19 protein-coding genes are annotated in these 20,150 nt (G+C 66.2%); 10 read left to right on the forward strand and 9 right to left on the reverse strand.

Going from position 1 to position 20,150, the window contains the following annotated elements:
• Window positions 1-23: 23 nt before the first annotated feature.
• A complete protein-coding gene (locus OG852_RS47095; protein ID WP_330351206.1) occupies window positions 24-155 on the reverse strand; it encodes a hypothetical protein in 132 nt (43 codons plus the stop codon).
• Window positions 156-502: 347 nt separating this feature from the next.
• Window positions 503-661 carry a hypothetical protein gene (locus tag OG852_RS47100; RefSeq protein ID WP_443064633.1) on the reverse strand — a complete coding sequence of 53 codons (159 nt, stop codon included), beginning with the start codon at window positions 659-661 and terminating at the stop codon, window positions 503-505.
• A gap of 295 nt (window positions 662-956) precedes the next feature.
• Here OG852_RS47100 and OG852_RS47105 point away from each other — a divergent pair, with 295 nt between their 5' ends.
• On the forward strand, window positions 957-1,586 hold the full coding sequence (locus tag OG852_RS47105; RefSeq protein WP_330351207.1) for a PadR family transcriptional regulator: 630 nt from the start codon (window positions 957-959) through the stop codon (window positions 1,584-1,586).
• Window positions 1,587-1,911: 325 nt separating this feature from the next.
• Here OG852_RS47105 and OG852_RS47110 read toward each other — a convergent pair whose 3' ends face one another.
• The 3 genes from OG852_RS47110 to OG852_RS47120 form a co-directional block, all read right to left on the reverse strand.
• Entirely contained in the window at window positions 1,912-3,216 is a 1,305-nt protein-coding gene (locus OG852_RS47110) for an FAD-dependent oxidoreductase (protein ID WP_330351208.1), read from the reverse strand.
• A gap of 173 nt (window positions 3,217-3,389) precedes the next feature.
• Window positions 3,390-4,538 (reverse strand): alpha/beta hydrolase family protein, encoded by a 1,149-nt coding sequence (locus tag OG852_RS47115; RefSeq protein WP_330351209.1) that lies wholly within the window; start codon window positions 4,536-4,538, stop codon window positions 3,390-3,392.
• A gap of 203 nt (window positions 4,539-4,741) precedes the next feature.
• Window positions 4,742-5,683: a VOC family protein gene (locus OG852_RS47120; RefSeq protein WP_330351210.1), complete on the reverse strand. Its 942-nt coding sequence runs from the start codon at window positions 5,681-5,683 to the stop codon at window positions 4,742-4,744.
• A gap of 151 nt (window positions 5,684-5,834) precedes the next feature.
• Here OG852_RS47120 and OG852_RS47125 point away from each other — a divergent pair, with 151 nt between their 5' ends.
• Window positions 5,835-6,749 carry a LysR family transcriptional regulator gene (locus OG852_RS47125; protein WP_330351211.1) on the forward strand — a complete coding sequence of 305 codons (915 nt, stop codon included), beginning with the start codon at window positions 5,835-5,837 and terminating at the stop codon, window positions 6,747-6,749.
• A gap of 486 nt (window positions 6,750-7,235) precedes the next feature.
• Here the strand turns inward: OG852_RS47125 and OG852_RS47130 are convergent, their stop codons facing one another.
• The 3 genes from OG852_RS47130 to OG852_RS47140 form a co-directional block, all read right to left on the reverse strand.
• Window positions 7,236-7,778: a cupin domain-containing protein gene (locus tag OG852_RS47130; RefSeq protein ID WP_330351212.1), complete on the reverse strand. Its 543-nt coding sequence runs from the start codon at window positions 7,776-7,778 to the stop codon at window positions 7,236-7,238.
• A 196-nt stretch (window positions 7,779-7,974) separates the two neighbouring features.
• Entirely contained in the window at window positions 7,975-9,792 is a 1,818-nt protein-coding gene (locus tag OG852_RS47135) for a CocE/NonD family hydrolase (RefSeq protein ID WP_330351213.1), read from the reverse strand.
• A 190-nt stretch (window positions 9,793-9,982) separates the two neighbouring features.
• Window positions 9,983-10,237 carry a hypothetical protein gene (locus tag OG852_RS47140; protein WP_330351214.1) on the reverse strand — a complete coding sequence of 85 codons (255 nt, stop codon included), beginning with the start codon at window positions 10,235-10,237 and terminating at the stop codon, window positions 9,983-9,985.
• 81 nt (window positions 10,238-10,318) lie between these two features.
• Between OG852_RS47140 and OG852_RS47145 the strand changes: the two genes are divergently transcribed.
• The 6 genes from OG852_RS47145 (at window position 10,319) to OG852_RS47170 (ending at window position 16,396) form a co-directional block, all read left to right on the forward strand.
• Complete coding sequence (locus OG852_RS47145; protein ID WP_330351215.1) at window positions 10,319-11,281, forward strand: hypothetical protein; 963 nt, start codon at window positions 10,319-10,321, stop codon at window positions 11,279-11,281.
• Window positions 11,278-12,564, forward strand: coding sequence for an aldolase/citrate lyase family protein (locus tag OG852_RS47150; RefSeq protein ID WP_330351216.1), 1,287 nt, complete (start codon window positions 11,278-11,280; stop codon window positions 12,562-12,564). The genes OG852_RS47145 and OG852_RS47150 overlap by 4 nt, the downstream gene beginning before the upstream one ends.
• 29 nt (window positions 12,565-12,593) lie before the next feature.
• Window positions 12,594-13,880 carry a DUF3500 domain-containing protein gene (locus tag OG852_RS47155; protein WP_330351217.1) on the forward strand — a complete coding sequence of 429 codons (1,287 nt, stop codon included), beginning with the start codon at window positions 12,594-12,596 and terminating at the stop codon, window positions 13,878-13,880.
• 56 nt (window positions 13,881-13,936) lie between these two features.
• Window positions 13,937-14,701 (forward strand): enoyl-CoA hydratase/isomerase family protein, encoded by a 765-nt coding sequence (locus OG852_RS47160; protein ID WP_330351218.1) that lies wholly within the window; start codon window positions 13,937-13,939, stop codon window positions 14,699-14,701.
• A 159-nt stretch (window positions 14,702-14,860) separates the two neighbouring features.
• Complete coding sequence (locus OG852_RS47165) at window positions 14,861-15,631, forward strand: CoA transferase subunit A (RefSeq protein ID WP_330351219.1); 771 nt, start codon at window positions 14,861-14,863, stop codon at window positions 15,629-15,631.
• Between the two features lie 132 nt (window positions 15,632-15,763).
• A complete protein-coding gene (locus OG852_RS47170) occupies window positions 15,764-16,396 on the forward strand; it encodes a CoA transferase subunit B (RefSeq protein WP_330351220.1) in 633 nt (210 codons plus the stop codon).
• A 31-nt stretch (window positions 16,397-16,427) separates the two neighbouring features.
• Here the strand turns inward: OG852_RS47170 and OG852_RS47175 are convergent, their stop codons facing one another.
• Window positions 16,428-17,345, reverse strand: a complete 918-nt coding sequence (locus tag OG852_RS47175; RefSeq protein WP_330351221.1) for an LLM class flavin-dependent oxidoreductase — start codon at window positions 17,343-17,345, stop codon at window positions 16,428-16,430.
• A gap of 989 nt (window positions 17,346-18,334) precedes the next feature.
• Here OG852_RS47175 and OG852_RS47180 point away from each other — a divergent pair.
• The gene (locus tag OG852_RS47180) at window positions 18,335-19,456 is read left to right on the forward strand and encodes an FAD-dependent monooxygenase (RefSeq protein WP_330351222.1); all 1,122 of its coding nucleotides are present in this window, start codon (window positions 18,335-18,337) and stop codon (window positions 19,454-19,456) included.
• A complete protein-coding gene (locus tag OG852_RS47185) occupies window positions 19,456-20,073 on the forward strand; it encodes a hypothetical protein (protein ID WP_330351223.1) in 618 nt (205 codons plus the stop codon). Before OG852_RS47180 ends, OG852_RS47185 begins: the two co-directional genes overlap by 1 nt.
• The last annotated feature ends 77 nt before the right edge of the window (window positions 20,074-20,150 follow it).

The raw sequence follows: 20,150 nt of genomic DNA on the forward strand, positions 1-20,150 counted from the left end.
CGGGGTGTGCGTGACCGTGTTCGTCAGCAGATTGATGACCACCTGCCGCAGCGGGTGCCGGTCGCCACGGCCGAGTCCAGCAGCTCCAGCGCGATGCGGTGCCCCTGGCTGTGGGGCGCGACGGCACTGACGGCGTCGGCGGCGAGGGAGAGCACTTGATCCGGGCTTTGCGGGAATGCTCGACGGCGTAATCGAGGGCCTTGCGCTGTTCGGAGGTGAGGGACGTACCGCCACCGAACCCGCCCATGTGTCCGGCCTCGCCGCCTACACCGGTGCCAGAACCGCCAGCACGGCGGTGACGACGGTGGCCGCCCTTGCGAACGGCCGGGCGGCCCAGCGCCTCGGCGAAACGGATCTCTCCGACAAACGGTGTGCACCACCCAAAACTGGTCCCCCCACGAGAACAGTTCGAGCCGTGTGGGCTGGGCACAGGCACGATGCGTCGACAGCCTCGCACAGCAGTGAGCTTGTTCCGCTTTGACGGACACCATTGGTGTGGTGGTCAGACTGCCAGTGCGGCCTCGTAGTCGGCGGGACTGCGGTAACCGAGGCTGCTGTGCAGTCGGTGCAAGTTGTACCAGCTCTCGATCCCCTTAAAGATCGCGGCGTGGGCGGCGGACCTGCCCGGCCGGGGCTGGGTGCCGATCAGCTCGTTCTTCAAGGTGGCGAAGAGTCGTATCTTCGCCCTGCTGCAGAAGAGATTGGCACCCGCTGCTGGACGGGCCGGGCGAGTGCCCGAGCGGAGATCTTCGCCTTCCGAGGATCTCTACAACTGACGCCGGCTACGGAAGTATCCGGTCTGGGGCTTCCTCATCCCGCTGGAGGTCCGGCAACGACACGAGCAAGGACACCCTCGCGGCGTAAGCATTGATTGTCCGACGTCACGGGAAATCTTCAGGTCGAGAGCACACCTGCATGGCGATCGGTGCAAGGATGACATGTGTAACCTTGTACATGTGTCTCTTCGATTTGCGATCCTCGGGTCCCTCACCTCGGCACCCTCGTCCGGGTACGATCTCGCCCGCCAATTCAGCTTGGGGCTGGGCTGGTTCTGGTCGGCCTCACACAGCCAGATCTATCCAGAGCTCAAGCGCCTGGAGGAGGCCGGCCTGATTGACGGATCGCTCACCACAGTGGGGGAGAAGTTGGAGAAGCGGGTCTACTCGATCACCGAGAAGGGACTCGATGAACTCCTTTCATGGGTCACGGACCGACCCCACTACCGTCCCAACCGTGACCCCGAACGGCTACAGCTGATTTTCTCCGACCTGGCCTCCGTGGATGCGATCAGACGCCACTTGAGGGCGCACCGCGACCACTTTATACAGCGCCGCGACCGCGTGCGACCGGTTCGGGAGGCCATCACCGAGGGTGAGCACGAGCGGGTGCAGAAGCGGTTGCAAGGCAAGTCACCACGTCAAAGAGAGCTCACCATCCTCCTTCGGGAGTTCGCCTACGACGGCGATGTCGAACGCGCCGAGCTGGAGATCGCCTGGGCTCAACGTGCCCTCCGAGCACTCGATGAGTACGAGCGACGTTACGGAGACGACGCGGAGAGCACGGTGGATACGACCTCCAGCCGGTGACCTCGCGCATGGCGTATGAGGTCTCTCGCCGGCGGGGCCGTGCCGGGTTTCGATGCGGAGGAGTTCGAGCAGGTGTGCCTGGACTCCTCGGCGGAGCGTGAGGCAGCACACGTCAGATACGGTCATCCCAAGGACCGGGGTCGATCTGAGGCATCCACGCCGTGGCCGTCACCGCGACGGCGGCATCCCGGTCTTCCACCGGGCCTGCGATGACAGCGCGGGCGAGGGCCCCCCAGGTCGCCATCGCCGCCCCGTACCCGCGGCCCAGGTCAAAGCCGGCTTCTACGCCACTGTCGAGCTCGGTGTCCGCGTACTGGGCGACCCGTCAGGCGACGTGGTCGTTCTCGGCCTTCTCCCCGGTCGGCTGCGAGTCGTGAGCGGAGATCGCTCCGGTCTGGATGAGGGCATGCCAGAGGGCGTAGCCCTCCTTGGTGTACTGGTCCCCGATCACCTTGTTGGGAATCGGCGTGTGATTGAGCAGGAAGTCACGGATTCGGCGCACGAGCCAAGGGGCATTGTGGAAGATCCAACCGGTCCGGCGCGCGTTGGCAGTGACCTTGTTGGTGTACTTCAGGCGCTGGTCCTCGTACTTCGCAAACGCGTCGGCGACCCGCGCGGAGTCGGAGAGGTCGACGCCGTTGAAGTACCTGCCGAGGAAGAAGCCGTCCTCGAGCGCCATGCCCGCTCCGTAACTGGCGTAAGGCGAGGTGGGGTGGCCGGCATCACCCAGCAAGGTCACTCGGCCGCGGGTCCACGTCTTCAACGGGTCTCGCCACTTGACCACCCAGCGGAAGATGTGGGCTTCGTCGAGCTCGGTCGCTGCGAAGATCTTGTCGACGGGACTCTCGAAGTCGGCGATGCGCTCACCGATGTAGGAGCGGACATCGTCCGGCATGGGCTGTGTCTCGGTGCAGGGCTCGACGAACCACCACTCGACACAGTCCGCCCCCTGGAACTTGAGGGGCGCATACCCGAACTGGTGCTTGTCCGAGTGGCGCATGTACTGCATGTGGCGGTCGATCTCGGCGCCGTCGGTCCAGCCGAGCCAGACCGCGATGCCGAGGTGCTTGGCGGGCCCCTCTCCGAACAACTTCTGCCGGACCAACGAGTCGATGCCGTCGGCGCCGATGAGAATGTCCGCGACATAGTCCTGCCCGTTGGCGAAGTGAAGCAGCACGTCCTTGCCACGGTCCTCGAATACGGCGAGCTCGTGGTTCGGGACGATCGACCCCTCCTTGACCGCTCCGACGAGCCTGTCGTAGAGCTCCGACCGGATCATCCCGGAGGCCCACCCGGTCGCCCCGGCCTGCCTGAGCAGATCGTGGTCCTCGGGGAAGACGACACGCTTGTAGCGCCCGTCGTGGCTCCGGAACTTCTGGTTGTGGCCGGTGAAGGTGTCGCTTATGTCGGCGCCGTAGGAGCGCATGATGTTGAGGGCGATGGCATTGAGGATGATCGCTCCGCCCAGGCCCTTGACCTTGGAGTGGCGCTCGAAGACCCGCACATGGAAACCTGCCTGCTGGAAGGCGATTGCAGCGGAGAGGCCACCGGGCCCCGCCCCGATGATGGCGACCCGCTTGCCCACCTTTGCTTCCTCGGCTCGTGTCGTCCCGGTTGTCTTGGCATTCATGTCAGGGGATCTCAGACTCTCTTTCTAGCGGCGGATACGGCCGAAGGAGGTGGCGAGCCGCGTCCGCGGACTGGGCATGGACCATGTCTCGGCTCTCCGATGCCCTTGGCAGCGCCGTCACGACGGCCACTCGGTGGGTGCTGGTGCTCACGTCAGTGCTCGGGCATGCCGAATCAAAGGCGGTCGCTGACCCAGTCGGCGATGTAGTTCGCCGGAACGGACTCGTTGTCAGAGCCGGCGTGCGATGAGCCGCCCTCGACCGTGCTGAACAACTTCCAGTGGCGGTCGGGACTGTTCACGGCGTTCTCGTACTCCGGTGTCGCGAACTCCATCGGGATCTGTCGGTCGTCCTCGCCATGGGTGACCAGGAAGGGGACCGTGATCTCCTCGACCACGCCCTCCAGGGTCATGCTCGGGGCGAAGGCCATGAACTCGTCCAGGCTCTCCTTGCCGAACACCCACTGGACGTGGTCCCAGTAGTGCGGCACGGGGTTCTCGCCCTCACGCTGGAGACGACGTTTCTGCAGTTCGCCCCAGTTGTAGTTGGCGCCCCAGACCGCACAGAGCTTGAAACGCTTCTCGAAGGCGGTCGCACGCGGTGCGTAGTAACCGCCGAGCGAGACACCGCTCATGCCGATGCGCTCCGCGTTCACGTCGGGCCGGGTCTCCAGGTAGTCGATCGCGGCTCCCGCCCACCGCTCCGAGTCGTGGATGGCGTGCATGTCGCGCTCGCGGAGCGCGGCTCCCGTACCCGGCTGATCAACACAGAGCGTCGCCACCCCACGGCGTGACAACTCGGTCGGCAGGCCGCTGGTGAAGAGCAACTCCTTCATGGAGTCCAGGCCGTTGCAGTAGACCATCACCGGCCAGCCACCCTCGGGGGGATTCCCTTCGGGCCAGGTGAAGATCGCGGGGAAGGAGGCGTCCTCGTAGGGAATCTCGACGTACTCGGCCCGGTACCGGTTGTGCTCGATCGCTGCCTTCATCGCCTCAACGGATTTCCGGTACGCCTCCTTGCGGGGGCCGAAGTCACGGCTCTGCATCCGCTCCGCGACGAAGTAGTAGACCGAGGCGCGGTGGTAGAGCGGGCCGGCGGAAAGCGGGTGCTGTGCGGCGACTTCCTTCTCAGCGCGTTCTGCGAGGGAGTCGGCGAAGTTCACCCAGGACCAGAAGAGCTTCTCGGTGCCGGCGTCGTCTCCCTCTTTGGCGATGTCGGCCAGGGGCGCGCTGATCTGGTCGACCTCGCCGATCTGACCGCCACAGTTCATGGCGATGCTGACCGACAGGCTCCACACGTAATTGGTGGGAAAGTAGCGGAACATTTCAGACCTCCGGCGCCTTGATCACGTGTCGGTTGAACGGGCCTTGGCCGGCCACGATCGCCCGACCGGGCATCGCTGTTGACGATCCCGACCGGGATGAGCTCGTTCTGCGTGCTCTTCTCGAACTCGTCGAAGCAGAACGTCGCTGGGCGCAGCGAACGTCCGCGTCTTGTACTCACAGGACGTCATCGCCCATCTCGTCGTCAGAGCGGGGGCGCGACAAAGACGCCACGGTCCGGATCGTTGAACTGCTGCTTGGAGACGAACTCGTTCATCGGGTTCGCCGTGCCCCACTGATCGCTGTAGTCGGCATTGGTGGTGATGTCGTAGACGGAGGGGTGCCACTTGTCCCAGTCGACCTCCTCGAGCTCGGTGGTGATCTCGACGCAGTTGCCCGCTCGGTCGAAGAAGTAGGAAAAGGTGTTGTCCCCCGCTTTGTGGCGGCCGGGCCCCCAGATCATCTGGGTGCCCTGACGCAGCAGGCGCCCGGTGCCCCGCATGAACTCGTCAAGGCCGCGGAGCTCGAAGGAGATGTGGTTGATCGCCGTGTGCGGCCCGCGTGCGATGGCCAGGGAGTGGTGCCAGTCGTTGCACCGCATGAACCACATGAAGCCGCCGCGCGCGCCGAGGCAGAGTGTGTCGGACAGCTTGAAGCCGAGGTGCTTGATGTACCAGTCGACCGTGGCTTCGGGATCGTTCGAGTTGATCACGAAGTGCGAAAGCCGGACCGGAACCAGCTCACGCTCCTCGATGCTGCGGAACTCCCGCGTGGCGACGTCGGAGGACACCTCGACGACCCGGCCGTCGCAGTCGAAGAACCGGAAGCCGTAGCCCCCGCCGGGAGTGTCCACATGCGTCGGCTCGTGGATGATCTGGACGCCGTCCGCACGAAGCTGGTTGCAGAGCGTGTCCACGTCGGCCGCGTTCGCCGCACCGAACGCGACCAGATCCATGCGCTTCTGGTCGTCCTTGCGCAGTCGCACGATGTAATTCTCAGGAGAGCCCTCGGCGGCGAGGAAGTGCACACCGGTGTCGGACTCGACGTGGGTCAAGCCCCACGTATCCCGGTAGAAGGCGAGCTGGCGGTCGAGATCGGGCATCGCGATCCCCACATGCCGCAAATGAGTGATGAGCGGTTTGACCACGTGATTCTCCTTTGAATCCAGCGCGCCCGAGTCTGGACGTCGCCTGTCCCGGGCGCCGCAACCATGTCCAGAAAGATATGTCACTATTTGAACATTCACAATCAATCTCCACCGATAGTTGGGATTGATGTCAGTGATGTATCGTCCCGGCATGGACCTGCGCCGCATCGACCTCAACCTGCTGGTGGCGTTCGACACGCTGATGACTGAACGCAGTGTGACCCGCGCCGCTGAGCGACTCTCGATCGGGCAATCGGCGATGAGTTCAACACTCGCGCGACTCCGGAAGGCCCTGAACGACCCGGTGATGGTGCGGGATGGTCGCGGCCTGGTGCCGACGCCGTTCGCGGAAGTGCTCGCGCCCCGCGTACGCGACATCCTCGTCGAGATCAACGACGTGCTCTCGTTGCGCGAGACCTTCAACCCCGGAACGGCCAAGCGGACCTTCACCATCATGGCCGACGACTACGTCACCGTGACTTTCCTGCGGCCGCTCGTCAGTCGGCTCGCTCACGAGGCACCGGGGGCTCGGTTGCTCTTGCGCCCGACCAGTGACGATCCCGCGGATCAGCTTCGCCGCGAGAGCGTCGACCTCTTGCTGATCCCGCGAGAAGTCCTTCAGCACCAAAGCCGTGACTTCCTGACTCAGGTGTTGTTCACAGACAGGCTCGTGCTCGCGGTCGATCGTGATCACCCAGACGTCGCCGACAGCATCACTCGGGAGCAGTTCAGTGCGCTGCCCTATCTTGCTACCTCCTCGGCGAACGTTCGGTCGCTGGCCGAGAGTCAGCTCGACTTCCTGGGCATCCCGTACAACGTGACGATGACTGCCGGATCCTTGCTGGCGCCCTTCCTCCTCAAGGGAACCCGTCTCATCACACTCGTGGTCGAGTCTTTGGGGCGACAGGTCGCCGAACCGGCCGGCATCCGCCTCCTCGAGCCGCCGCCGCCCCAAATGCAGCCGATCACACAGATCATGGCTTGGACGAAACGCACCGAACAGGACTCTGGGCACCGCTGGCTCCGGCAGTGCCTGCTTGACCTCGTCCCCGAAACCTCGTCCTGAGCTTCCCGGGATCGTCGCCCGTCTGCCTCCCGCGCCGATCAGTCAGAGGCCTGTGAAGCTCTTTGTGTGCGGGGTCCGACTCAACGAAGGTACAGGTGGTCGACGTAGGTGAGCGCCAGGAGCTGACCATCCTTCTTCGGGAGTTCGCCTACGACGGCGATGTCGAGCGGGCCGAGCTCGAGATCGCTTGGGCTCAACGCGCCCTCAGGGCTCTCGACGAGTACGAGCGACGGTACGGGGACGACGTAGAGCCGGCAATGGATGCGGCATCCGCACGGGTTACACGAGCCTGACCCCGCCTGAGCAAGATAGGCAGGCGGGTTCAGGGTCGGCTGCATCCGCTACCCCGCATCAGGCGACTGGCGAGGTCGCCGCTGGTTCCTTGTGCACTGGAGGGGTCGCACTTGACGCACAGTCTTGGCCGGTCGTTTTCGGTCTTCGGCACATGGTTCGGCGGACGGGCAAGACCCAGGTGTGCGAACGCGGTCATCCGACGGCGTTGCCGCCGATCAGCACGAACGCGACGAGGCATGGCTCGTTGGAGCGGTTGGACCACGCGTGGTTGGTTCCTCGTTGGACGAGAACGTCACCGGCGGACAGCTTCGTCTCCTGGGCGTCGAGCACCGCCCAGATCTCGCCGCTGAGAACGATGCAGTAGTCGATGGAGTCCGTGGCATGGATCTGCCGGCGAGCCATTTCCTCCCCCTCGGGGCCCGGCGCGCGCCAGAGGGAGTCAGGCGGGAACTCCACGGTACGGAACACCGAACCGTGCTGCGGGGGTGTTACCGGCAGGGGTTCGGACGGAAGGTCGACCGCCGGCTGGCTGTTGTCGGCCGGAGTCTCGGTCGTGCGCCAGAGTTGGGTGACGACGAACTGGTCGCTGCCGGCCTGGCAACTGGTGTGCGGACTGATGCCGTCGATCACCACCACAGACTCTCCTGCGCCGTTGGTCCCGGTCACGACCCGCCTGATCTTGCGGGTGGTCGAGGCCGGCGTGAGGTCCAGAGAGGCGACGAGATTCTCTGCCATGAGCTCTCCTGTTCGGGATGATCGGTGTTGTGATGGGTTTGACGGGATGCCCTGGGAGGGGTCTGGCGGTGCTGGCGCGGGCCCCCTGCACCGTATTGCTCAGCGGCATCTCGCTTGCGCGAGCAGGCATCGCGGCTCAGGAGCACCTCGTAGGCCGGCTCATGTCTTCGGTTCCCGGGGTCTGCCGCTGCTGGGCTCAGGCCGGAGCCGAGCTGGACTCCTGAGGGCCGGGCACCGTGGGGATGACCGGCAAGAGCAGGTGGGAGGGGTACTGGGTGTTGTGGAAGACGTGGTGCAAGGTCGTCTTCGAACTGCAGATGTGATACGGCACGTACTCCACATCTGTGGCACCCGCGACCCCGGTCGGGCGGTCCATGCTTGTGATTTCGACACAGATGCGGTGACCGGCTCGGAAGAGGTTCGCGGTCGCGAGGATCTCGATGTCGTACTCGACGACCTCACCGGGGACCACCGGCTGGGCCGCGTCCCGAGTGAGCTTGTGAAACGGCTTCCAGGGCGTGCTCCGCTCGGCGTCCAGCGCCCGGTTCGTCGCCTTCAGCCACCCGCGGGTCAGCTCCCGCTCGGGCATGCCCTGGGGAATGTCGAACTCGCCCTCTCGAGCCGTGCGCACCGACGGGTCCGGCCCCACGTCCTTGAGGACGATGATCCAGTTGGTGTCTTCCTGATCGATCGCCGCCCACAGCTTGAGCTTTGACGGGCCGACGATCAGCACGTCGCGGGGGAGTGGGTCGGTCATGAAGCGAAGCTTCGCCACGTCGCGCGTGTTGGTCAGCGGCATCTGAACGAACGAGTCAGGGGGGATCAGGTCGTCGGCCGAGCCCGGGGTGAACTCCTGGCTGCGCAACCGTTCCCAGCTGGTGAGGTACAGCTTGGTCCACTCGGTCTCGGGCAGTGGCCAGTCGGTGCCGGTGCGCCATTCGTTGGCGCCGCTGACCCAGTACCTGACCGGCGGTTCGTCCAGGATGCCGGTATCGATGCCCTTGAGCCAGTGGTCGTACCACCGCACGATCTCGTGGTGCAGGCCGTGGAAGGGACGCTCAAGGTGCGCGTGTCCGAGGAACAGGAGCTTCTTCGGGATGCCCTTCAGGTGCCGCCAGTAGCTCTGGGCGCCTTGCAGGTGCGTCTTGTAGGTGTAGCCGTACCAGCCGGCGCCGGTGTAGACGGGAATCTTGATGGTGTCGAACTCCGCCTCGCTGCGTTCGACGGTGCCGGGCTCCTCGAAGGGGTCGATCAGGTTTTCGAAGATGGCCGGCATGTGCTGGCCCTTCATGCTCAGCACGTTGAGGATGTGGCCGTACATCCGGTAGTCCGGATTTGCCATCGCCGTCCGCCACAGAGCATCCCGGGCCGGGGGAAGCTGCGTGGGCGCGCCCTTGTTCTGGTGGAAGACGCCGAAGTGCCCGACCAGGTAACGGAACAGGCTGAGCACGCCACCGGGGTGCTCCTCGCGGAAACCGCCCAGCGTTCCGTAGGCGCCGCGGGGGTCGTAGGGAAAGATTGCTTTGAGGCTGGGCGGGTTCTGCCGAGCGACGTGCATCTGTTCGGCGCCGAAACCAGAGATACCGACCATGCCGACGTTGCCGTCGCACCAGGGTTGGGCGGCAATCCACTCGATCAGATCGTAGGAGTCGAACTCACGCGAGCCGCCACCCTCGGATTTTCCGACGCCGCGCGGCATCCCGACCACGTGGACGTACCCGCGTGAGGTGAGAAAGCGGGTGTCGCCGGCTTCGGTCGGCCCCATCCAGAGCGGGGACCAGGCGGGCTGGGGCGGAAGGCTGGTCGCTTCCGGAGTGGCGAGCTCCTTGTTGTAGATGGAGAACGCCAGCAGGGCCGGTAGCGGTTCGTCGGTCTCAGGCCGGTACACGTCGACGCACAGCCGAACGCCGTCACGCATGGTTACGTAAACATCGGTTTCGCTGACCAGGCCTGAGTGTGTCGCCTCTCGATGATGGCTGCCGGGAAGCTCCGGACTCGGGACGAGTTCGCTCATCGACTTGCTCTCCTTATGGGCATCTCGGCTCGTGGCGTCTCCAAGCCGTGGCGGATCCATGAGTGCTGGTAGCGGGGCGGGGCGGACGTCAAGGCAAGCATGGCAGTATTTACATGTCAATGACGTACATAAGGATCGTGACCTCGCGACAGGCCCGCAGACCTAAGGCGCAGACATGTATGTTATGACACTAAAGCATTGACATGATGACAGTGGCATCGTAGCGTTCCACTGCCCCACGGATCCGTATGTTGATGCGACGAACGGAGAGGGGGCGCGAGCGCGGCATGCCGGGCCTCTGTCCGAAGGTATTTCCATACTGCGGCGCGCTGTCGGCATAACCCGGCGACATCACGACCCGCCCGCCAACGTCGGAGATGTCGTCGAAGGCCGGACCCCGTGGCGGTTGGCGCAGCGCCACGTCCTGACCCAGGTCGTCCGCCACGCCCGACCCCATCGGCACATTCCGTGAAGCCCGGCGGAACGTTCGAAGCGGAACGTTCGAAGACCAGCAGAAAGGCCAACCGTGAGCTCGATGTACCCGGCCGGCGATCCCCGCGCCGCGCTGACCAGCGCTCAGGCGGTCCCGGCAGCACCGCGGTCGAGGGCTCGGGCCGCCACCGTGCTTGATCTCGTCGCCGAGAAACCGGACGCAGAGCTGCCGCTGGGCGGCCGGACCTGGGTCGTGCGCGGCCAGAACTTCGTGGTCGCCCTCACCGATGTGAGGGCGGGTGAACGACTCGCGGTGGAAGGAGGCGATGACGAACACATCGTCGTGGTGTGCGCCGGAACCGTCTCGGTCAGTCACGCCGGTCACGACACCGACGACGAGACCGTCCACGCCGCAGCCTCAACCGTCGTCATCGTCCCGCCGGGCGACAGCACCCTGACGGCCCACACCGACGGGAGGGTGGTCCGGATTTTTGCGGCCGGCCGCGCAGGACTGGCCGCCGCGGCACGCAACGCCGACGACTACCGAGCCGCGAATCCGTTGGTGGCGCTCCCGGGCACACCGGGCAGACCTCTGTCCGAGCGCATGCGCGTCCACAGATTGGACGACGTCGAACCTGAGCCGGGTCGTCTCGGGCGAATACTGCGGTCCTCGTCGCTGATGATCAACTGGTTCCCGGACGAGCATCAGCCCCGCGACCCCGACCGTCTCTCACCCCACTGGCACGATGACTTCGAACAGTGCTCGGTCACCCTCGCCGGAACGTACGTGCACCACCTGCGCACCACATGGACGTCGCGATTGGCCGACTGGCGGCCAGATGAACACATCCAAGTGGAAAGCCCATCGATCACCGTCATTCCCCCGCCGCTCATCCACACGACCCAGGCCGTCGGGGACGGGCTGCACCAGCTGCTCGACATCTTCGCGCCACCGCGCCGTGACTTCCTCGACCAGGGCTGGGTCCTCAACGCGGCGGACTACGCCGCTGCCGACGACGTGCCCGCGCACGACACCCAGAAGCGGCCACCGGCATGAACACTGCCCGCAACAGGACCACATCCCTCATCGGTACCTGGGTGAAACTGCCCGCCGTCGAGGTCGTCGAGCTCCTGGCCACGGCCGGCCTGGACTTCGTGATCATCGACCTCGAACACGCGACGCTCAACATCGAGACCGTCTCCCAGATGGTCGGGTCGGCCCGAGCATCTGGGCTGCGACCGTTCGTGCGTGTCCCTGAAGCGACCGCCGCCCACGTCCAACCGGTGTTGGACGCGGGAGCAGCCGGCGTCGTCGTGCCCCGTGTCGAGGACGTCGCAGGTGCGCAGGCTGCCGTCCAGGCCGTCAGGTTCCCGCCAGTGGGGCGTCGTGGGGCGAGCCCGTCCGGACGGGCCGGCTCGTGGGGGACCGCCGGGCTGGCTGATTACCTCCGAGGCGGCGACCGGATCACACTCATCGCTCAGGTCGAGAGCGGCGCCGCGCTCGCAGCCATCGATTCGATCGCGGCGGTGCCCGGCATCGACATGATCTTCATAGGTGAAGTGGATCTCGCCGTGTCCAGTGGTGGCGGTCTCGACGATCCCGGCCTGCGCCGCGGGATCGAGAACGCCGAAGCCATCTGCCGTGACAAGGGGATCGCGCTCGGCGGAGCCGCATACAGCGGCGCCGACGCAGCGGACCGCCTCACCCGCGGATACAGCCTGATCACGATCAGCACCGATCTCAGTTTCCTGCGCGCCGGCGCCACAGCCGCGGCCGCGGCCGTTCGCGGCACCGGGCACTCAACCGAGACACCTGCCCCGGCCCAGGACGAACACGAGACGCACGTGCCGCATCCAGCGGCCGACGACGCTCGCACCAGCGGCGCGGCCGCGCCGGCGGTCTCGATGCGCGTGGCCCGCGACGAGTTGACGGCGTTGGTGACTGCGGTGTGGTACGAAATCGACGCCACCGATGGGTCTGGCGTGTCTAGGTACTTCACCGGCGACGCGACCCTGACGATCTCACGCGTGACCGTGACGGGAACGACGGAGATCGACAACCTCTATGCCAACCGCAGTGCACGCGGCCCGCGGGTCTCGCGGCACTGCGTCACCAACCTGCATCTGCTCGATTTCGACGGCAACTCCGCTCGCGCGCTGTCCTCGCTGCTGCTGTTCGCAGAGGACGGCCAGGCGCCGCGACGGCGCACATGCCCGGCTCTTGTCGCCGACGTCGAAGACACCTTTGTCCGCGTCGACGGCCGCTGGCTGATCCAAGCCCGCCACATCCAGCCGCAGTTCATGCCCGAGGACGCCGCGCTTGCGGTGCCGACCGAGTAGCCGCGAACGGGAACACCGGAGGAACCGCCATGAGCGAACACCAAGTCGAGGAACTCGCGGACTCTGTCCGGACGGACCCGACCCCAGCGAGCTTCCCGCTGCGTACGCAAAAGGGCGAGCTGCCCATCGTGGACTCGATCCTCTACGCCGATCTGCTGCCGGCCGTGCCGGCGTTCGAGCTGTCGGCGGGTGAACGGCACTACCGCGAGCCATTCGTCGGGATCACCGAGAGCGGCACGCCGAGACGAGGCCTCTACACGCTCACCGACACCGGTCTGCGTCCCACCCAGGCTGTCGCGGCCGCGATGACCTACCTCAACGCGTTGCAGCCGCACGAGCGGCTGATCGGGCAACTGCCGATGGACTCGCCGGAGTGGAGGCTGTGGACAAACGCGGTGCCGACCTGGACACCGAAGGGCATGCGGTTGGAAAGGTTCAACGACGAGCGGCGCGCCCTCGCGCTTCGTGTCATCGAGGCGAGCCTGAGCCCCGAGGGCTACTCGTCCGTGCGGGCGGCCATGAGGCTGAACGCGGCACTCGGTGAGCTTGTCGACGACTATCGCGACACCCTGACGGAGTTCAACTACTGGTTCACGGTGTTCGGGGAGCCGGACTCGGGTGCGCCGTGGGGCTGGCAGCTGATGGGTCACCATCTCGACCTGCACTGCGTCTTCGTCGACAGTCAAGTTGTCTTCGCACCGGTTTTCATCGGCGCCGAGCCCACGGTCGCCGTCGCGGGCCCGCACAAGGGTGTTCGAGCCCTGGATGACGAGACGCAGCGAGGACTGGAGTTCCGGCGAGCGCTCACGGCCGACCAGGAGCAGGAGTTCCTGCTCAGCGCCACCCTCTTGCCGGAGGACCTGCCTGCCGAGCTCGCCGGGCCGTGGAACGGCCGGCACGTCGGTGGTGCGGGGTGCGACAACCTCGTGCTACCGCCGGAGGGCATCAAGGTCAGCCGCCTGACGAAGGACCAGAAGGATCTGCTCGTCGACCTGCTGCGCGTCTACCTCGACCGGATGCCGCAGGTGCACGCCGCCGCCAAGCTGGACCAGGTCGTTGGCCACCTCGACGAAACTCATTTCGTCTGGCGTGGGGGACACGACGATGTCGCGCCGTTCTACTACCGCGTGCACTCGCCTGTTCTCCTGGTGGAGTACGACAACCACCCGGGTGTCTTCCTGGCCAACGAAGAAGCTGCCCGGTTCCACGTGCACACCATCGTCCGGGAGCCGAACGGCAACGACTACGCCATGAACCTGCTGGCCCAGCACTACGAGCGTCACCACGGTGGCCGCATGGCGCACCACGAGCGCTGACCAGCACGGGCGGGGACTACCCAGCAAGTAGAAGCGTGCGGAAAGGAAACGAGAGGGTGGCGACCGAGCGCGTCAGCCATGGTCTTCACGGGAAGGTCGCGGTCATCGAGATCGGTGACGGGACCCGGCGCAACGCGTTGGGCGCTCGGGACTGGCACGTTCTGGCGGGTCTCGTCGCGTGGTTGCCGACCGAACCCGGCGTTGCTGCGATCGTCGTGCGAGGCCGAGGTGACACCTTCAGCGCCGGTTCGGACATGAACGACTGGGTGGACGCGAGTTTCGAAGGGGTCGAGCAGACCTTCAGAGACATGGAGACCTGCTTTCAGGCGATCGAGCGGTCCTCGGTGCCGGTGATCGCGGCCGTCGAGGACATCGCGGCGGGGGCGGGATGTCAGCTGGCGCTGGCGTGCGACCTCGTCGTCCTGTCCGAGGCGGCGCGTATCGGAATGCCTGTGGCCCGGTTCGGGATTCAAGCGTCGGAGGCATTCGTCGCAAGGGTCTCTCGTCGGGCAGGGAAGGCGATGGCGGCGGACCTCTACCTGACTGGCCGTCTGCTGACCGCCGAAGAGGCGGTCAACGTTGGGCTCGTTACGCGCGTCGTGCCGGCCGGGACGGCGTTCGCGACGGCGACGACGATCGCCACCCAGATCGCCGCCGCACCAGAGGGTGCGATCTCGGCGGCGAAGCGCGCGCTGAGTCAGGTCGAGCCGGCACGTGTAGCCGCTGGAGCTGATGCGGCGACGACTGCCGGACCCACGGTGGCCTACAACGACTTCGTCGAAGCGATTCGCGACTTCCTCTCGAGCCGGCGGCCGACGTGACGACTGGCGTGCCTGTCCAGCCTGGGATCGGCCTCGAGATGAACCTGTGGGATGGGATTCTCCGCCTTCGGGATCAGGCCCACCTGGTCCGCTTGTGCGGAGCGTGGCGCGGTCGGACCGCGGTGCCGGCGTGAAGAGCGAAGTCAAGAGGAGGAGATGATGAACAAGGTTGTGGGGTCGGCTGACGATGCCGTGGCGGACATCCCGGACGGCGCGACACTGGCCGTGGGCGGGTTCGGACTGTGCGGGATCCCCTCGGTGCTGATCCAGGCAGTGCTGGATGCGGGCACCAGGGGCCTTGAGTTGGTGTCGAACAACGGTGGCGTCGACGACTGGGGCCTGGGCAGGTTGCTGTCGGCGCGCCGGGTGCGCCGGGTGATCGCCTCCTACATCGGTGAGAACAAGGAGTTCGCCCGGCAGTATCTCGCCGGGGAGCTCGAGGTCGAACTGACTCCGCAGGGCACGCTGGCGGAGCGCATGCGTGCGGGAGGGTCGGGCATCGCTGCGTTCTACACGCGCACGGGCGTGGGGACGCAGGTCGCGGACGGCGGTCTGCCGTGGCGCTATGACGCGAGCGGCAACGTGGTCAAGCAGTCGCCGAGGAAGGCGGTGAGCGTCTTCGAGACCCGCGACGGAGACGTCGAGTTCGTTCTGGAGAAGGCCATTGTCGCGGACTTCGCGCTGGTACGGGCCTGGAAAGGCGACCGGCATGGCAACCTCGTCTACCGAAGCTCCGCACGGAATTTCAACCCGCCCGCCGCGATGTGCGGACACGTCACCATCGCTGAGGTCGAGGAGCTCGTGGAGCCCGGCGAGATCGACCCCGACCATGTGCACACCCCCGGGATTTTCGTGCAGCGGGTGGTGCCGCTGACGCCGGAGCAGGCCGCCGGCAAGCGGATCGAGAAGAGGACCGTACTGGTTCGTTGACGGACTCACCGAGGTGGGACGGGACCTCGCTGCCGGCCTTTCATCTGCCGGTGTCCTGCAGCGCGGCCTCACCCTGTGGGCGCGTGGAGCGAGGCTGGGCCCCGAACCTGACTACTACGAGGAGCTGTACGGGTGGCGTGGACGCGTGAACAGATGGCAGCGCGGGCAGCCGCGGAGCTACGCGACGGATCGTATGTGAACCTGGGCGTCGGCCTGCCGACGCTGGTACCGAACCACATTCCGGATGACGTCGAGGTGGTGCTGCAGTCGGAGAACGGAATCCTCGGGTTCGGTACGTACCCGTTCGAGGGCGACGAGGACCCCGACTTGATCAACGCGAGCAAGGAGACGGTGACCGTACGCCGCGGAGCGTCGTTCTTCGACTCCGCGACGTCGTTCGCGATGATCCGCGGAGGCAAGGTTGACGTCGCGATCCTGGGTGCGATGCAGGTCTCGGCGTCCGGTGACATCGCGAACTGGATGATTCCCGGGAAGATGATCAAGGGCATGGGTGGGGCGATGGACCTGGTACATGGTGCCGACCGAGTCGTCGTGCTGATGACACACCTGGCCAAGGACGGCTCCCAGAAGATCGTCCGTCAATGCTCGTTGCCGCACACCGGCCGCCGCGTCGTGCAGCGTGTCATCACGGACCTCTGCGTCCTCGATGTCACCCCGGACGGCCTGGAACTCGTCGAGCTGGCGCCGGGCGTCACCGAGGACGAGCTCCGGAAGAAGACTGAGCCCGACCTGCTCCGCCGCTGACCCGCTTCACCGGCGGCGGGCACGGTGTCGGTCACCGGAGACGTTCACGCAACCCTGTCTGGGCCTCGGCCACCAGGTCCCCGAGCTGATCGACGTGATCTATGTACTGAGATGCCTTCATCACGAACGTGGCTATGCCCCGGCCGAAATGCGGAGCGGCCGCATCAAGCGCGGGGCCCAACGGTTTCGGGCCGCGGTCGTCGGGGAACGGCGTTTCCGCTCCCAACCACATGCACAGATCAACGTCCTCGAGACGTCGCCCCTCTTGGGTAAGCGCCCACGAGAGGAGGTCGAGCTCTTCGTCTGTGGGAACTTTGCCGGGGAAAACGCCGTCGGCGTAACGGACGGCTCGCCGTATCGCTCGCCGGTGCAGTCGCGACCCTCCGATCCAGAGAAGTGGGCCGTCAGGCCGCCAGGGCTTGGGTTCGAAGTAGACGTCGCGGAATTCGTAGTGGGTGCCGCGGTGACTGAGGACGTCGTCGCGCCAGGCACCGCGCCAGACCTCAAGCTGCTCGTCGAGGATGTCACCGCGCTTGTCGAAGTCGACAGCCAGCGCCGCGTACTCCTCCCGCTGCCAGCTCGTTGAGGGCATGAAGACGAGACGCCCTTGGGAGATCAAGTCGAGCGTGGCCAACTGCTTGCCGAGGACGAGTGGATGGCGCAGTGGGCTGAGCAGGGCAACCGCATGCAGAACCAGGTGGTTGGTCACAGCGGCCATGGCGCTGAGCAGCTCAAGACTGCTCGGGTGTGCATCGGCGGGGCGCTGGTTGCCGTTGCGAAAGAAGTCTCGAGGGTTGGCCGGCGCACCGTTGCGTCCGGCATCGGGACCCATGACCACGTGCTCGCCGACAAGTACCCCGTGAGCTCCTGCCCGCTCGATCACGACACTCAGGTCGACCAGGGAACGTAGGTCGCGCGGTTGCGCCAAGGTCCACGACTCGCTGAGCATGACGACCAGCCTGGGCTCTGTGGGACGCGATATCCGTGTGTTCATGTCAGTGGAGGTACTCCCGCGCAGGTGGTTTCAGTGAGGGTGGGCCCGAATGGGCCGGTGCTCGCACGCCCGAGAGTCACGAGAGACACCCGGATCGGGTAGGTCAGCGCCGCGCACCATCCTCGCCTCTTCCGGGTGCAGGTCGGGGCGGCAGAGATCGAGCCAAGCCAGAACCGGACGCATGTCCCCCCGCACGTCGGCGCTCAGATCCGTCAGGGGTACGAGGCCGGCATCGGTCACGACCGCGACAGTGGCCCCGTCGTGGCGGATGTGACTGGCGAGCTTCACGCTCAGGCTCCCTCCGCCGCACATGGATGTCGGCGTAGGGTCGAACTTATTGTGTCATAAATAACATGTCAATCTTGACGTCTGTGGTTCATCAGGAGCATTCTTCGAGTCATGCAGACCCAGGACGTTCTTGTTGTCGGCTTGGGACCGGTCGGAGCGGTGGTCGTGAACACCGCGGGTAGGGGTCGGGGTGCGCACGCTCGTCGTGGAGAACGCGACGGACGGCTATCCGCTGCCGCGAGCGGTGCACTTCGACGCGCAGATCACGCGGCTGTTCCAACGGGAGGGGCTGGCCTCCGTTACGGGTGCCCGCCGAGCGCGGCCCTTTGGGGAAGGTCCAGCAGGACCCGAGAGCGGTCGACGTCAGGAGCCGCGATGGCGCCGGCAGGCCCGAGGTTGGGCGCGGACAGTGCGTCATAGGCCGCGACGCGGCCGGCGCCACGGTCCGTAACACGTGGGAATACGCTGCTGGACCACGACCTCGACGATCCGTGGATCTGCCGGCTTTGCGCCAGAAGCACTCTGGCCGACCGAGGAACTCGTCACCGAAACACGGGGAAGCGCCCGGAGGAAGGGCGCATTCCGGCCGACAGAGGAATGGGCTGCACACGTCGGCGAGCACCTTCAAGCCCTCTGACCTACCGAGGAAGCAGATGATGAAGCAGCAACGGCGCAGCGTCCTGATCGTCGGCGGCGGTATCGGTGGTCTCACCGCGGCTGTCGCGCTGTGCCGGCGAGGGCACGCGGTCGAGGTCGTCGAACAGCAGCCTGGCTGGCCCGCCGTCGGCTGGGGACTGAGCCTGACAGGTCCGGCGCTGAGGGCGCTGGACTCGATCGGTCTGGCGCAGCAATGCATGGACGCTGGCTATCCCATGCGGGGTATTCGCAACTGCGACACCGCCGGCAACGTCCTGCACGAGATCGAACCCCCTTCCCTGCTCGGGCCGGGGCGACCGGTCATAGTGGGCCTCGGCAGGCCGGCGTTGTCCCGTGTTCTGCGGACCGCGGCCGAGTCGGCTGGGGCGTTGCTGTCCACCGACGCCGAACTGGTCGACCTCACCTTCAGAGCCGACGACGTCCGAGCCGTGCTCGGCGACGGGACCGAACGGATCGTCGATCTGGTGGTCGGCGCCGACGGCGTCGGGTCACGGACGCGAAGCCTCATAGGGATCGACGGCAAACCCTCCTTCCTGGGTCAGTACGTGTGGCGGACGATGGTCGAGCGCCCTGACTGGGCGACCTGTACCCACACGTTCAACGCGCCCAGGCACGCCTCGGGCCTCACGCCGATCTCGCCCGAGCACGCCTACATCTTCTCCACGCAGAACGTCGCCCAGGTTTCGCACCTGAGCGGGGAGGCCCTCCTGGCCGAGTTCAGGGAGGTCCTGGCCCCGCTCGAGGGATGGATGGCAGGTGCCCGCGACGCCGTCGACGACCCGGACGCGATTGTCCGCCGACCGGTGCTGGGCCTGCTCGTCGACGGGCCGTGGCACCGTGACCGGGCCATCCTCATTGGGGACGCCGTGCACACGTGTGCTCCGCACATGATCAGCGGAGCCGCGCTGGCGATCGAGGATGCGGTGCTCCTGGCCGAGCACCTCGACGGGCCGGGCCCACTCGAGGAAGCGCTCAGCAGTTTCGGACGACGGCGCCTGCCGCGGGCGAAGATCGTCGTCGAGGCGTCGTCGACGATGTCCGGGCTCGAACGTGAGCACCGCTATGCGGAGGAGCACGTGGTGCAGGAAGCGGCATTCGCAGCCCTGGCGAAGGATGCCTGATGTCCACTGTGCAAGGCGTGGATCCGGTTACCGGTACACGCCCACTGAGCAACGCACGCGAATGGCTGCACGCCCATCTCGACGCGCGGAGCCACCCGTTCCACGCCATCTCGATCGACGACGCCCGAGCGGTGGTGGATGCACTGCCGGGTATCGGACCCGAGGAATGGGCCGAGGCATGGCTGGCCACGGGACGGACGTTCGAGTCGCGAGCGCTCGACGCGCAGTCGCAGGGCTGGCCCGCCGACGCTCGTGAGGCGTGGCGGCAGGCATACCAGTTCGCGTTCGTCGGGCGATGTCCCAGTCCGCTGCATCCGGCTGGACAATTCGCCTACCGCAAGGCCTGGCGCTACTTCCTTCAAGCCGGTGCGCTCGACACCCCGCCCGTCGAACGCATCGAGGTTCCGATCGGCGACGGCGGGCGCGAAGGCAACGACCGGGTCGTTCTATCTCGCCCGGCCGGTCACGGCGATGGCCTCGGTCGCGTCACCAGTGGTGCTCGTCTGGGGCGGTGTCGAGACTGGAAGGCGGGCCGACCCGTTCGTCGGCGCCGTGGAACTGCTCAGCCAGGCCAACCGCGGACCACACTCGCCTGCCGTCCTGATCACCGCCTCTGAACATACATCGGTCGTCAGCCCTGTCCACGTGGACCATGTCCTCCTCACGGAGTACGTGAGCCTCGCCGGACGGGCGG

The sequence above is a fragment of the Streptomyces sp. NBC_00582 genome (assembly GCF_036345155.1).
In the GTDB taxonomy this organism is placed as follows: Bacteria; Actinomycetota; Actinomycetes; order Streptomycetales; family Streptomycetaceae; genus Streptomyces.

Coding starts and splice junctions, on each gene's coding strand:
- OG852_RS47110 (WP_330351208.1), bottom strand. CDS start 3,216: ATGAATGCCAAGACAACCGGGACGACACGAGCCGAGGAAGCAAAGGTG.
- OG852_RS47115 (WP_330351209.1), bottom strand. CDS start 4,538: ATGTTCCGCTACTTTCCCACCAATTACGTGTGGAGCCTGTCGGTCAGC.
- OG852_RS47125 (WP_330351211.1), top strand. CDS start 5,835: ATGGACCTGCGCCGCATCGACCTCAACCTGCTGGTGGCGTTCGACACG.
- OG852_RS47130 (WP_330351212.1), bottom strand. CDS start 7,778: ATGGCAGAGAATCTCGTCGCCTCTCTGGACCTCACGCCGGCCTCGACC.
- OG852_RS47135 (WP_330351213.1), bottom strand. CDS start 9,792: ATGAGCGAACTCGTCCCGAGTCCGGAGCTTCCCGGCAGCCATCATCGA.
- OG852_RS47150 (WP_330351216.1), top strand. CDS start 11,278: ATGAACACTGCCCGCAACAGGACCACATCCCTCATCGGTACCTGGGTG.
- OG852_RS47155 (WP_330351217.1), top strand. CDS start 12,594: ATGAGCGAACACCAAGTCGAGGAACTCGCGGACTCTGTCCGGACGGAC.
- OG852_RS47165 (WP_330351219.1), top strand. CDS start 14,861: ATGAACAAGGTTGTGGGGTCGGCTGACGATGCCGTGGCGGACATCCCG.
- OG852_RS47175 (WP_330351221.1), bottom strand. CDS start 17,345: ATGCTCAGCGAGTCGTGGACCTTGGCGCAACCGCGCGACCTACGTTCC.
- OG852_RS47180 (WP_330351222.1), top strand. CDS start 18,335: ATGAAGCAGCAACGGCGCAGCGTCCTGATCGTCGGCGGCGGTATCGGT.
- OG852_RS47185 (WP_330351223.1), top strand. CDS start 19,456: ATGTCCACTGTGCAAGGCGTGGATCCGGTTACCGGTACACGCCCACTG.